This window comes from Enterobacter sp. MGH 37, from assembly GCF_000534515.1.
In the GTDB taxonomy this organism is placed as follows: Bacteria; Pseudomonadota; Gammaproteobacteria; order Enterobacterales; family Enterobacteriaceae; genus Enterobacter; species Enterobacter kobei.
In genome coordinates, this window is sequence record NZ_KI973205.1 from 1,650,441 (window position 1) to 1,663,970 (window position 13,530).

General features: G+C 53.5%; 14 protein-coding genes. 8 read left to right on the forward strand and 6 right to left on the reverse strand.

Features of this window, described 5'->3' with window-relative positions:
- Positions 1-185 precede the first annotated feature (185 nt).
- The 4 genes from fabI (at position 186) to pdeR (ending at position 6,451) form a co-directional block, all read left to right on the forward strand.
- Positions 186-974, forward strand: coding sequence for an enoyl-ACP reductase FabI (gene fabI / locus L383_RS15870; protein ID WP_003856831.1), 789 nt, complete (start codon positions 186-188; stop codon positions 972-974).
- Between the two features lie 152 nt (positions 975-1,126).
- Positions 1,127-2,113, forward strand: coding sequence for a CMD domain-containing protein (locus L383_RS15865; protein ID WP_023330544.1), 987 nt, complete (start codon positions 1,127-1,129; stop codon positions 2,111-2,113).
- 88 nt (positions 2,114-2,201) lie between these two features.
- Complete coding sequence (locus L383_RS15860) at positions 2,202-4,136, forward strand: exoribonuclease II (protein WP_023330545.1); 1,935 nt, start codon at positions 2,202-2,204, stop codon at positions 4,134-4,136.
- Between the two features lie 323 nt (positions 4,137-4,459).
- A complete protein-coding gene (gene pdeR / locus L383_RS15855) occupies positions 4,460-6,451 on the forward strand; it encodes a cyclic di-GMP phosphodiesterase (protein WP_014884078.1) in 1,992 nt (663 codons plus the stop codon).
- On the opposite strand, the gene L383_RS15850 is transcribed toward pdeR, so the two are convergent.
- Complete coding sequence (locus tag L383_RS15850) at positions 6,448-7,317, reverse strand: crotonase/enoyl-CoA hydratase family protein (RefSeq protein WP_023330546.1); 870 nt, start codon at positions 7,315-7,317, stop codon at positions 6,448-6,450. The genes pdeR and L383_RS15850 overlap by 4 nt on opposite strands.
- 193 nt (positions 7,318-7,510) lie before the next feature.
- Between L383_RS15850 and L383_RS15845 the strand changes: the two genes are divergently transcribed.
- From L383_RS15845 to osmB, 3 genes are all read left to right on the forward strand, one after another.
- The gene (locus L383_RS15845) at positions 7,511-7,693 is read left to right on the forward strand and encodes a YciZ family protein (RefSeq protein ID WP_014884080.1); all 183 of its coding nucleotides are present in this window, start codon (positions 7,511-7,513) and stop codon (positions 7,691-7,693) included.
- 43 nt (positions 7,694-7,736) lie between these two features.
- The gene (locus L383_RS15840) at positions 7,737-8,489 is read left to right on the forward strand and encodes a DNA-binding transcriptional regulator YciT (RefSeq protein WP_014884081.1); all 753 of its coding nucleotides are present in this window, start codon (positions 7,737-7,739) and stop codon (positions 8,487-8,489) included.
- Between the two features lie 263 nt (positions 8,490-8,752).
- Complete coding sequence (gene osmB, locus L383_RS15835; RefSeq protein WP_008501216.1) at positions 8,753-8,971, forward strand: osmotically-inducible lipoprotein OsmB; 219 nt, start codon at positions 8,753-8,755, stop codon at positions 8,969-8,971.
- A 104-nt stretch (positions 8,972-9,075) separates the two neighbouring features.
- On the opposite strand, the gene yciH is transcribed toward osmB, so the two are convergent.
- The 5 genes from yciH to pgpB form a co-directional block, all read right to left on the reverse strand.
- On the reverse strand, positions 9,076-9,402 hold the full coding sequence (yciH, locus tag L383_RS15830; protein WP_014884082.1) for a stress response translation initiation inhibitor YciH: 327 nt from the start codon (positions 9,400-9,402) through the stop codon (positions 9,076-9,078).
- Positions 9,402-10,139 (reverse strand): orotidine-5'-phosphate decarboxylase, encoded by a 738-nt coding sequence (gene pyrF / locus L383_RS15825; protein WP_014884083.1) that lies wholly within the window; start codon positions 10,137-10,139, stop codon positions 9,402-9,404. The genes yciH and pyrF overlap by 1 nt, the downstream gene beginning before the upstream one ends.
- 185 nt (positions 10,140-10,324) lie before the next feature.
- The gene (gene lapB, locus L383_RS15820; protein ID WP_023330547.1) at positions 10,325-11,494 is read right to left on the reverse strand and encodes a lipopolysaccharide assembly protein LapB; all 1,170 of its coding nucleotides are present in this window, start codon (positions 11,492-11,494) and stop codon (positions 10,325-10,327) included.
- 6 nt (positions 11,495-11,500) lie between these two features.
- Positions 11,501-11,809 (reverse strand): LapA family protein, encoded by a 309-nt coding sequence (locus tag L383_RS15815; RefSeq protein ID WP_014884085.1) that lies wholly within the window; start codon positions 11,807-11,809, stop codon positions 11,501-11,503.
- A 148-nt stretch (positions 11,810-11,957) separates the two neighbouring features.
- Complete coding sequence (pgpB, locus tag L383_RS15810; RefSeq protein ID WP_023330548.1) at positions 11,958-12,725, reverse strand: phosphatidylglycerophosphatase B; 768 nt, start codon at positions 12,723-12,725, stop codon at positions 11,958-11,960.
- Positions 12,726-12,922: 197 nt separating this feature from the next.
- Here pgpB and ribA point away from each other — a divergent pair, with 197 nt between their 5' ends.
- Entirely contained in the window at positions 12,923-13,513 is a 591-nt protein-coding gene (gene ribA, locus L383_RS15805; protein WP_008501210.1) for a GTP cyclohydrolase II, read from the forward strand.
- The last annotated feature ends 17 nt before the right edge of the window (positions 13,514-13,530 follow it).

The following is a 13,530-nucleotide window of genomic DNA, read 5'->3' on the forward strand; positions in this document are numbered from 1 at the left end:
CTGAAATTTTGAACCCACGCCTCACCTTCTGGGGCATTCGTCTTTGGCGATCGGCGAGAAATATCGTGACACAAGGGGCTGTGAGTGGGCTATAATTTCGAGCTAATTTCGAATGATTTTGAAATACTGCCTGTAACGCTATGAATTACAAGGCAAAATAAGCAATGAATATAAGGATTAAAGCTATGGGTTTTCTTTCCGGTAAGCGCATTCTGGTGACTGGCGTTGCCAGCAAACTGTCCATCGCATACGGCATCGCACAGGCAATGCATCGCGAAGGCGCTGAGCTGGCGTTCACCTACCAGAACGACAAGCTGAAAGGCCGTGTTGAAGAGTTTGCCGCGCAGCTGGGTTCCAGCATCGTTCTGGAATGTGACGTTGCACAAGATGAAAGCATCGATGGCATGTTTGCTGAGCTGGCAAAAGCATGGCCGAAATTCGACGGTTTCGTTCACTCCATCGGCTTCGCGCCTGGCGACCAGCTGGACGGTGACTATGTGAACGCGGTTACCCGTGATGGCTTTAAAATCGCTCACGACATCAGCTCCTACAGCTTCGTTGCGATGGCTAAATCTTGCCGCGCGATGCTGAACCCGGGCGCAGCGCTGCTGACCCTGTCCTACCTGGGCGCGGAACGTGCTATCCCTAACTACAACGTGATGGGTCTGGCTAAAGCGTCTCTGGAAGCCAACGTACGCTATATGGCGAACGCAATGGGTCCTGAAGGTGTGCGTGTTAACGCCATCTCCGCGGGTCCTATCCGCACCCTGGCGGCGTCCGGCATCAAAGATTTCCGTAAAATGCTGGCGCACTGCGAAGCGGTTACCCCGATTCGTCGTACTGTTACCATTGAAGATGTGGGTAACTCTGCTGCATTCCTGTGCTCTGACCTGTCCGCGGGTATCTCCGGCGAAGTGGTTCACGTTGACGGCGGCTTCAACATCGCTGCAATGAACGAGCTGGAAATTAAATAAGCTCAGACTCTCTTCCCGCACGGGAAGAGAGTTTTCCCCCGCACCATCCCCTCGTTATTCCGTTCTGATATTTGTTATCACCTAACAATATTTTTCCCTTTATCTGCGTTACGCCAGGATATTGATCGCCATTTTGAGATCAAGGAACGCCCATGGAACAACGCCGTTTTTCCGGCAAAGGCCACTGGTATCACGAAACCCAGTCAAACCACGCGCAGTCGGATGCGCTGCCCCTGGTGCCCGAAGCCGCTAACGTCGACGATCGTTTTTTGCTCGATTTAGCCCTGCCCGATGAGATTGTCGCCGCCTGTACCGGCTGGCTTGCCCCTGCCAGAGCCTTATGCCATCAGCTGTTTCCCCTCTCACTTCCCGTCAATCGTCTGCGAACGCTCAGCGCCTATGACCGGTTAAGTACCGCGTTGACGGTTGCGCAGGCCTGTGGCGTTCAGCGGCTATGCAACCATTATGCCGCCCTTCTTGCTCCGCTGCCGGGTCCTGACTCCTCCCGCGAAAGTAACCGGCGGCTGGCGCAAATCACGCAGTATGCCCGTCAGCTCGCCAGCTCACCGGATGTCATTGATGACAAGGCGCGAAACCAGCTTGATGAGGTGGGTCTCTCTACCTATGACATTGTGGTGATTAACCAGATCATCGGCTTTATCGGTTTTCAGGCGCGCGTGGTTGCGGTCTTTCAGGCTCTGCTTGGCCATCCCGTTCGCTGGTTGCCGGGCCATCATATTCAGCCGCACACCCTGCCAGCGTGCGCCGGTAGGTGGATAGCGCTTCTTCCCGTGGTCGAGCTTCGCTATGCGAGTGCGCATCAGCTTGAGTCCCTCTCCCGCTGGCAGGCAGAACCTGCGCTTGAGGCGCTGACACCCGTCCTGTGCCATGAACCGACCTTGCTCGACCTGACGGGAGAGATCCTGATAAACAGCCGGGAAGAGAGTGCGCTTTCCCCGCCGTCGCTTTTGGCAGCAGTCGACTTGCTGACACGCTCGCCGGACCGCTTTAGTGCCGCGCAGTTTACCCCACTCATGGAAGAAGGACTGACTGTCGCCCAGGCGATCAACCGCCTGTCTCAAAGCGCGTTTGAGGGTTGGCTTAATCGACTAAAACTCGCGGCTGGCAAAGCGGAATAACCACACGCATTCCCCAAAGACCGCTTGCTGTAGAAGTGAGAATCGCGTAAAACTGTCAGCCGCTCAATGGCTACGAAAATAGAACATTATGTTTCAGGACAACCCGCTGCTAGCGCAGCTTAAACAGCAACTGCATTCCCAGACGCCGCGTGCAGAAGGGGTCGTGAAAGCCACGGAAAAGGGCTTTGGCTTCCTTGAAGTTGACGCGCAGAAAAGCTACTTCATTCCGCCACCGCAGATGAAGAAAGTGATGCATGGCGATCGCGTCATGGCCGTCATTCATACAGAGAAGGAACGTGAATCCGCTGAGCCGGAAGAACTGATTGAACCGTTCCTGACCCGCTTTGTCGGTAAGGTACAGCGAAAAGACGATCGTCTTTCTATCGTGCCGGATCATCCCCTGTTGAAAGATGCCATTCCCTGCCGGGCCGCCCGCGGCGTTGAGCATGATTTTAAAGAAGGTGACTGGGCCGTAGCAGAAATGCGCCGTCATCCTCTGAAAGGCGACCGTGGTTTCTATGCAGAACTGACGCAGTTCATCACCTTTGGCGATGACCATTTCGTCCCGTGGTGGGTCACGCTGGCACGCCATAATCTTGAAAAAGAAGCGCCGAACGGCGTAGCGACTGAAATGCAGGACGAAGGTTTGACGCGCCGCGATCTCACTGCGCTGGAATTTGTCACCATCGACAGCGCCAGCACAGAAGATATGGACGATGCGCTCTACGCTGAAGAGAGCGCCGATGGCAAACTGCATCTGACCGTCGCCATTGCCGATCCTACCGCCTGGATTGCACAAGGCAGTAAACTGGACGAAACGGCCAAAATCCGTGCGTTTACCAACTACCTGCCAGGCTTTAACATCCCGATGCTGCCGCGCGAACTGTCAGACGATCTCTGCTCGCTGCGCCCAAATGAAGTGCGCCCGGCTCTCGCCTGCCGCATGACCATCGCCGCGGATGGGACGATTGAAGACGACATCGAATTCTTTGCCGCCACCATCGAATCCAAAGCCAAGCTGGCCTATGACAATGTCTCTGACTGGCTGGAAAACACCGGCAGCTGGAAACCTGAATCCGATGCCATTGCGGCGCAGATTCGTCTGCTGCACCGTATTTGCCTGAAGCGTGGCGAATGGCGTACAACCCACGCCCTGGTGTTTAAAGATCGTCCGGACTACCGTTTTGTTCTCGGTGAGAAAGGCGAAGTGCTGGATATCGTGGCCGAGCCGCGACGCATTGCTAACCGCATCGTCGAAGAAGCGATGATTTCCGCCAACATTTGCGCCGCACGCGTGCTGCGCGACAAGCTGGGCTTTGGTATTTACAACGTTCACACCGGATTCGATCCGGCCAATACCGAAGCGCTGGCGGCCCTGCTGAAGAATCACGATGTGCATGTTGATCCGGAAGAAGTCCTGACGCTGCCAGGATTCTGCAAGCTTCGCCGCGAGCTGGACGCACAGCCATCCGGTTTCCTAGATAGCCGCATTCGCCGCTTCCAGTCCTTCGCTGAAATCAGCACCGAACCAGGCCCGCACTTCGGCCTCGGTCTGGAAGCTTACGCCACCTGGACATCCCCAATTCGTAAATATGGCGACATGGTTAACCACCGTCTGCTGAAAGCGATTATCAAAGGCGAAACGATTGCACGCCCTCAGGACGACACGACCATGCAGATGGCAGAGCGTCGCCGTCTGAACCGCATGGCGGAACGTGACGTTGGAGACTGGCTGTACGCGCGTTTCCTGCAGGATAAAGCCGGAACCGACACCCGCTTCGCTGCGGAGATTATTGATATCAGCCGCGGCGGGATGCGTGTCCGTCTGGTGGATAACGGTGCTGTCGCCTTTATCCCTGCCCCATTCCTGCATGCCGTTCGTGACGAACTGGTCTGTAGCCAGGAAAGTGGCACCGTGCAGATTAAAGGTGAAACAGTTTACAAAGTCACTGAGGTGATTGACGTAACTATCGCTGAAGTCCGCATGGAAACCCGCAGTATTATCGCGCGACCAGCTGTCTGATAACCCGCTAAATTGTCGGCCATTTCCGTTCGGGAAGGCCGACAATTTTTCTTTTTAACCCGCCCCACAAATTCATCATTTTTTCTGACTATTTTCCGATTCCCCCCGCCCAAAATGGCCATAATTATCTACAGTAAAAGAGTGCCGTCATATTCGGTCACCTGAATAGCTGGATGCTCAGTATTCTTTTTTGGCAGACTCGTTTTATTATAAGAAAGCAGGGAAAAACAATACGTTCACTTCGGTTTTACCGCTGTTTCACAACGGAAAAGTCGACTGCAAATGAATAATTTGTGCGCTAATGAGTAGCAGCGGGAGAAATCATGATCGACGATCTTGAGCAGAATTTGCTGTTTCGTTACATGGGTACTCACAGTCCGTGGTGGCGATTGTCGGCAGACAGCAACGCTCTGCACCTTGCCGCCAGCGAAAATGCCGATGCGACTCAGGTGGTGACGCTGGACGATGAACAAGCCACGTTGATCCGCCAGTTAACGGTAATTACCTCCAGCATTTCAATGAACCTCTCCCTGTATGGCGAAGAGGTTCCCGTGCATCTTGTCGGCCGCAAAATCACCCGAAACGAGTGGGCCGGCACGGCATCGGCATGGAACGATACCCCCTCCGTAGCACGCGATCTCGCTCAAGGACTCTCCTTCGCGGAACAGGTGGTTTCGGAAGCGAATTCCGTCATTGTAATTCTCGATCAGCACGGCAATATTCAGCGTTTTAATCGCCTGAGCGAAGAGTATACCGGTCTGAAAGAGCAGGAAGTGATCGGTCAGAACGTGTTCAAATTGTTTATGAGTCGCAGCGAGGCGGCAGCCTCGAAGCGAAATATCACCGGTTTCTTCCGTAACGGCAGCTCCTACGAAGTCGAACGCTGGATCAAGACGCGGAAAGGACAACGCTTGTTTCTGTTCAGAAACAAATTCGTTCACAGCGGCAGCGGTAAAAACGAAATATTTCTTATTTGCTCCGGCACCGACATTACCGAGGAACGTCGGGCGCAGGAGCGCCTGCGCGTGCTGGCCAATACCGATACCATCACCGGTTTACCCAACCGCAATGCCATCCACGAACAGATCTCAGACGCCATCAACCATCGGGGCGAAACGCAGGTTGGCGTGGTGTATCTTGACCTGGATAACTTCAAAAAGGTCAACGATGCCTACGGGCATATGTTTGGCGATCAGCTCTTACAGGCGGTTGCACTCGCCATTCTGAGTTGCCTTGACGAGGGGCAGGTTCTGGCCCGGCTCGGCGGCGATGAGTTTATCGTGATGGCCACGAATACGTCTCAGGGCTCGCTGGAAGCGATGGCGTCGCGCATTCTGACCCGCCTGCGCCAGCCGTTCAGAATCGGGCTGATTGAGATATATACCGGCTGTTCTTTGGGGATCGCCCTCGCGCCGCAGCACGGGAACGATCGGGAAAGTGTGATTCGCAATGCCGATACGGCCATGTACACCGCCAAGGAAAATGGCAGGGGTAAGTTCTGCGTCTTCTCCCCTGAAATGAACCAGCGCGTATTTGAGTATCTTTGGCTGGACACCAATCTGCGTAAAGCGCTGGATAACGATCAGCTTCTGATTCACTACCAGCCTAAAATGACCTGGCGCGGTGAGGTCAGAAGTCTTGAGGCGCTGGTCCGCTGGCAGTCGCCGGAGCGCGGCTTGATCCCACCGCTGGAATTTATCTCTTATGCCGAAGAGTCCGGTTTGATTGTGCCGCTGGGGCGCTGGGTGATGCTCGACGTGGTTCGTCAGGTGGCGAAATGGCGTGACAAGGGGATTAACCTGCGCGTGGCCGTGAACGTCTCTGCACGTCAGCTTGCCGACCAGACGATTTTCAGCGATTTAAAGCAGGCGCTTAAGGATCTGCATTTTGAGTACTGCCCTATCGACGTCGAGTTAACAGAGAGCTGTCTCATCGAAAACGAAGAGCTGGCGCTTTCGGTGATCCAGCAATTCAGCCGACTCGGGGCACAAATACATCTGGATGACTTTGGTACGGGCTACTCTTCCCTTTCCCAGCTGGCGCGTTTTCCTATTGACGCCATTAAACTCGATCAATCTTTTGTCAGAGATATTCATAAACAGTCCATCTCCCAGTCTCTGGTACGCGCCATTGTCGCAGTGGCACAGGCCCTGAATCTGCAGGTGATCGCCGAGGGGGTGGAGAATGCAAAAGAAGACGCCTTTCTGACTAAGAATGGCGTCAACGAACGGCAGGGTTTCCTTTTTGCTAAGCCGATGCCCGCTGCCGCATTCGAGCGATGGCTAAAACGCTATCAGGCGCGACAACAGCGCTAGCTGGCCTTGCGTAAGCCCGCCGCATGATGGCGGTTTTGCAGCATCACCAGACGCTCCATGTAGGCGATATCTTTCGGCTCAAGGCAAAATGCGGCATCGACCCAGTCTTCGGTAATGTCCATCAGCTCACTGCGTGGCAACTGCAGAACGCGCGTACGAGCACGCAGCATGGCTCTTACGCCGTTCAGTTTTGGCCGCAATGTGTCGATGAAGGTCCTGACCGAGACGTAGCTTTGCCCGGGTTCATACAGCACATCCACCAGCCCGTGCTGCTCGTACCATTCTGCCGTGTGGGACTCCCCTTTGTAGATGAGCTCCTCCGCCAGCTTCATGCCTGAACGTCGTGCGACCAGCGAATACCCCCCCATCCCCGGGAACAGATTAAAGGCAATTTCCGGGAAACCTAACCGGGCATCACGCTGAGCCAGGACAAAATGGTGCGCCAGCGCTGCCTCAAATCCGCCGCCTAATGCGCTGCCTTCGACCATTGCCAGCGTGATGGCCCCCGTATCAAACCCTCTTGATGCCGCATGGACGCAATCAACACAGGCGCGGGCATAGGCCCGTAACGCTTCACGCCGCCCGTTCTGAATGCACTCGACGAAGAACTGCAAGTCCCCTCCCACGTTGTACATTTCAGGAACAAGCGAGCCGGTAACCCAAAAATCGACCGCAAAACCCGACTGACGGACCAGCCAGGAAAGGTTCATGATCTCCTCAATTAAGGCATGGTTGAAGCAAGGACGCGGCTGAGCCCGCAGCATCATCCAGACGGTGCGTCGCTCCGCCTCGTAATACCCTGAGAGCTGCGTGAAACGTTCAGGTTCGGTAAACAGTGTACAGGTAGGCTGATTGATAACTGTCATAGTCCAATTCCTCATATAAAAAAGCGCCTTGCGCGCAGTTTTAGACTAATCCACCGATTAAGCCTGCTATATGAGGGGGAATAAATTTATCACTTTCATTTATGTAATTTCGTTATCGCATTTTTTCCCTTCTCTTTTGACCCCATTTTCTGCATCATTGAAATTATTCACTTTTCGCTCCCGGGGAGAGATTATGTCTACTATTGATCCACAAGCTGTAGCACAACGTATTGATACCGTGCTGGATATTCTGGTAGCGGGTGATTATCACTCTGCGATCCGTAATCTCGAGATCCTGAAGTCTGAACTTCTTGCTCAGAATGGCGCTGACAACGCCCCCGAAAACAAACAGCCAAAAGCGCCGTGGGAAGTGTAATCCCACCGTTTCCGACCTCGTTTCGCTTTATTAAATGGATGCTATGAATTCCCGACAACAACTCATTTTGCAGATGGTCATCGATCAGGGGCGTGTAAGCGTGGTCGATCTCGCTAAAACCACCGGCGTCTCCGAAGTCACCATTCGTCAGGATCTTAATCTGCTGGAAAAACAGAGTTACCTGCGCCGTGCGCATGGTTATGCCGTGCCGCTGGACAGCGACGACGTTGAGACGCGCATGATGAATAACTACGCGCTTAAACGTGAACTGGCAGAGTTTGCCGCATCACTGGTAAACCCTGGCGAGACGGTCTTTATTGAAAACGGCAGCAGCAACGCCCTTCTGGCACGGACGCTCGCGGAACAAAAAGACGTGACTATCATCACTGTCAGCAGCTATATCGCCCATTTACTCAAAGAGACGCGCTGTGAAGTCATTTTGCTGGGTGGCATTTACCAAAAGAAAAGTGAAAGCATGGTGGGCCCGCTGACCCGGCAATATGTTCAGCAGGTGCATTTCAGTAAGGCCTTTATCGGAATTGATGGCTGGCAGCCGGAAACAGGTTTCACCGGCCGGGATATGATGCGCACTGACGTGGTGAATGCCGTACTGGAAAAAGAGTGTGAAGCCATTGTGCTCACTGACAGTTCCAAATTTGGCGCCGTCCATCCTTACACAATGGGTCCCGTCTCACGCTTCAGTCGCGTCATTACCGACGAACGGTTAAGTGACGAGCATCGTAATAAGCTGGAAGAAGACGGTCTGATTGTCGATATTATTAAAACGTCCGCCTGAGTTCATTCCGCGCCCGTCATTCGGGCGCCTGCATATCCCTTCGTCTGAGACGATTCCTAACCCCCCTTTAAGAGTTTTTACCTGTTTAACCCGCATTAAAGTCGTAAAATTAATGTTAGCGATATAACAGGAAGTGACTATCACTTGCGTGATTACGTAACGCCTGCGCGACCAGCTTTCACGGAAAAAAGAATTAGGTATGCGTTTTGTCTATACTTAACGTGTACCTCTTTCCGTGAATCGATAATTCAGGAGAAAGTATTATGACCTTAACCAGCAAAAAATTAGCCGCCGCTGTTCTGGCAATCACTGTAGCAATGTCCCTGAGCGCATGCTCTAACTGGTCTAAACGTGACCGTAACACCGCCATTGGTGCCGGTGCAGGTGCACTCGGTGGTGCAGTCTTAACAGATGGTAGCACGCTGGGTACATTGGGTGGCGCTGCTGTCGGTGGTATTATCGGTCACCAGGTTGGCAAATAATTATTCTATAAGCCTTCCCGACATCGCGATTTAGCGTCGCATTTCAGGTCTGACTTACGCACGTATATATCACGAGCCACGGCATTTGCCGTGGCTCATTTATTTTAACCGCCTGCCAGTTTGACTTTCATGCCCTTTGCTTCAAGCAGCGATTTAATTAAATCGCGTTTATCACCCTGAATTTCAATAATGCCGTCTTTCACGGCACCACCGCAGCCACATTTCTTTTTCAACTCAGCCGCCAGTTTTGTTAGCTCAGCATCATCCTGGTCAATTCCTGAGATAAGGCAAACCCCTTTCCCTTTTCGTCCACTGGTTTGACGCTGGATACGCACAATACCGTCGCCCTTCGGACGTTCCACTTTGGTTTTCGGCTCATCTATGCGCCCACTCTCCGTTGAGTAGACCAGACGACTGTTGGAATCGGTCATTACGCCCCCTTTTTCAGTGATGCGTTGATTGCCTTGAGCGTCTCTGCCGGGTTAGCAGACTGCGTTACTGGCCGCCCGATAACCATATAATCCACACCAGCAGCCAGCGCCTGCTCAGGCGTCATAATACGGCGCTGATCGCCCACGTCGCTGCCAGCCGGACGAATACCCGGCGTGACCAGTTTAAAATCTTTGCCCAGTTCTGATTTGAAGCGGACCGCTTCCTGTGCGGAGCAGACGACGCCATCCAGCCCGCAGTTCTGCGTCAGACGCGCAAGACGCTCGGCATGTTCGGCAGGTGACAATGTCACGCCAAGATCGCGTAAATCACTTTCGTCCATACTGGTCAATACGGTCACCGCAATCAGCAATGGCGCATCTTTCCCGAACGGCAGGAGGGCTTCACGGGCGGCAGTCATCATTCTCGCCCCGCCCGACGCATGGACGTTGACCATCCATACACCCAGCTCTGCGGCGGCGGCAACGGCGTGCGCCGTGGTATTCGGGATGTCATGGAACTTGAGATCGAGGAAGACATCGAAACCACGCTGCTGCAGATCGCGGACGATTTGCGGTCCAAACAGCGTGAACATCTCTTTACCAACTTTCAGGCGGCAATCGCGAGGATCGATACCGTCGACAAAGGCCAGTGCAGCGTCACGCTTATTGTAATCAAGCGCAACAACAACAGGAGAATCCGTAATAACGCGGGAAGTGGAGGAAGTAACAGACGTCATGACCAGCCCTTTTCGTCTATGGGCGCGCAGCGGCGCGGAACAGATAAACGGCCAGCATTCTACCTGCCGCCGCCGCAAATTGACAGAATCCATTTGCGCCCCTGCCAGGCTGGCACACCGCACGGTGTTAAGGAAGAGGTAAAAACCATCAGTATGTTGTAACTAAAATGGGGTGTTTTAAAAAATTACTGGCCGTCAAGACCACGGATTGGCTTGATGGTGGACCAGGCCCGGCAGGAAGGACAATGCCAGTAAAGCGTATACGCGGTAAAACCACACTTCTGGCAACGGTAGCGTGGTTTACTCCGCACCTGCTCGCCGACCATGTCGCGCAACACCATCAGGCTCTCTTTGGCTCGCCCTTCTTCTGCGTCGTTCAGGTGGTAATCCATCAGCTTATGGAATACCCGCATCGTCGGATGACGCTGTAGCTGACGGGTAATATACACCTGTGCGGTGTCGGTCCCTTCGTACTGCTCAACCACGTCTGAGAGCATCAGCTCTGCGGTTGCGCCGGTATTCTCTTCCACGCAACGGCGCAGGAATGCTACCCACTCTTCCTGCTTACCCAGCTGTTGATAGCAGGTTTGCAGCATCTCCAGCGTTTCACTGACCAGCTCTTTGTCCTGGTCAATCACCCGAAGCAGGCTTTCAACGGCTTTGGCGTAATCGCCACTCGCCATAAAAACGCGTCCCATCATGATAGAGATACGCGCGCTATTGCGATCTGCTGCTGCACCTTTCTTCAGCAACGCCATGGCTTTGTCCATGTCGTCGTTGCCCATCTGCTGAAGGGCAAGTTCACAGTAGAAATGGGCTATCTCAACACGCTGCTTATCTTTACCCAGCTTCACCAGCCGCTCGGCAGTATCAATGGCTTTTTGCCATTCGCTGGTGGCCTGATAAATTTGCAGTAATTGCTGCAACGCACCGATACGGAAATCCGTTTCATCAATCAGCTGCGAGAACATATCTTCAGCGCGGTCGTACAGCCCGGCAGCCATGTAATCGCGCCCCAGCTGCTGGACCGCGAGGAGACGTTGTTCGTAGGTCAGCGAGGCGCTTTCCATAAGGGTCTGGTGGATACGGATGGCACGGTCAACCTCGCCACGCGAGCGGAACAGGTTACCGAGCGTGAGATGGGCTTCGACGGTCCCCGTATCCTCTTTCAGCATATCGAGGAACAGGTCTACCGCTTTGTCCTGCTGATTGCTCAGGAGGAAGTTTACCCCCGCAACGTAGTCGCGAGAGAGACGGTTAGCCTCATCCTGCTTTGTTTGTTGCGCACTTCTGCGGCCCATATACCAGCCATAGGCAGCGGCTACAGGCAAAAGCAGAAACAACAACTCCAGCATCGTCGATTATTCCTTTACGACCGGCACACCAGAGCTTTCCGGAATGTCGGACGCAGGCGCAATGTTATGCTCAAGTCGTTTAATTTTACGTTCAGCGCGTGCAAGAGAAACACGGACTTTCAGCCAGAACAGACCACAAACCAGCCAGCCAATGGCAAAGCCTGCGGCAAACAAGACCGCAAGCAGACTTGATACGCGATACTCGCCCTGCGCCAGCAGATAGTTAAACGTCACCTGTTGATCGTTTTGTGCACCCAATGTGACTGAAATGACAAAAATCGCCAATACCAGTAAGAAAATGAGTAAATATTTCACATTACTTCCCGTTATGTGGTTCAAGCGAATAAAGTGTGTTCAACTTACCGCAATCAGCCTTATAAACTACCATTTTAGCGACGGGCGCGAAACGGAAAAAGTGACGCACACGTCATGGATTTATGGGCGAAATGCGCAATATCAACCGTCAGGCGTCGCTTTGCTCCCTTTCGGCGATTTCTTCTTTCTCTTCAGGCGGTGGCGTAAGCGGGCCACAGAGTCGTTCTGCAAGCCAGGTTGCCAGCGTCACCAGCAGCCATGAGATCAGCGTAGCGACCACCAGGTCCCGTGGCCAATGCATCCCCAGCAGCAAGCGGCTGCCCATCACTCCCGTTGCCCAGATCAGTAATATCCCGATGGTAACCGTTCGACGTCGTGGCCAAAGCAGCCCAACAGCCAACAGCGCCCAGCTGGCCGCAAACATCGTGTGGCCGGAAGGAAACGCGAAGCCCGTCTCTTTTTGCCAATGTTTACGCAAGAACTTCGGAATATCCTGCTGTTCCGTAAGCTGTTCTTTCACCAGCGCACCGCGATCTTTACGCTTTAAATTGTAGAACTCATCTACCGGAATATGGTGTGTTTTTTCCAGCCAGACGACAAACGGTCGTGGCTCCTGAACATGGTCTTTCACCCAGGACTTAACGCCCTGACCAATAACAATCGCGCCACCCAGGATAGCAAAGAGCATCAGCGCCGCGCGCAGACGAAAACGCAGGCACCACAGGAACCAGCCACAGAGAATGATATGGGTGATAATTCCCCACGGTTGCGTGACCGTCTCCGTTACCCAGTACAACGTTTTCAGCCACGTGGCATTCTGCCCGGGCTGCCACATCCAGCCGGAGACCCATACGGTCAAAGGCATAATCAGTAAAATGGCCGCGCCTGCTGCCGTACGTCTGGCGATTGAAAGCATGTCTTCTCCTTTTACGCTAAGCCTCACAATCATAACTGAAATTCATCCGATGGGTGGAGATGTCGGATCGTGCGTTTAACGTTCATATAGCATGGTGCCCATTAGGCGAACCTGCTGAGCTTGTGGCAAAATGAACAGATACAGAAAGTAAAACAGGCGCAAGACACGAAACGTGTCAGCCTACTCTGGAGAATCACATGCAGCTTAAACGTGTGGCAGAAGCCAAACTGCCAACCCCATGGGGCGATTTCCTGATGGTGGGGTTTGAAGAACTGGCAACCGGACAGGATCATGTTGCGCTGGTCTACGGCGATATTTCAGGGCAGACGCCGGTGCTGTCCCGCGTCCATTCGGAGTGTCTGACCGGCGATGCGTTGTTCAGCCTGCGCTGTGATTGCGGTTTCCAGCTGGAAGCTGCCCTTTCTCATATTGCCGAAGAAGGCCGCGGTGTGTTGCTCTATCACCGTCAGGAAGGTCGTAATATTGGCCTGCTGAATAAAATCCGCGCATACGCGCTGCAGGACCAGGGCTACGATACGGTAGAAGCCAACCATCAGCTCGGTTTTGCCGCCGATGAACGTGACTTCACCCTGTGTGCGGACATGTTCAAGCTGCTGGGCGTCGACGAGGTTCGTCTGCTGACGAACAACCCGAAAAAAGTGGAAATCCTCACCGAAGCGGGAATCAACATTGTCGAACGTGTGCCGCTGATTGTTGGCCGCAACCCGAAAAACGCCCATTATCTTGATACTAAAGCCGCCAAGATGGGCCATCTGCTGAAAGAGTGAAAGTAAAAAGCCCGGCA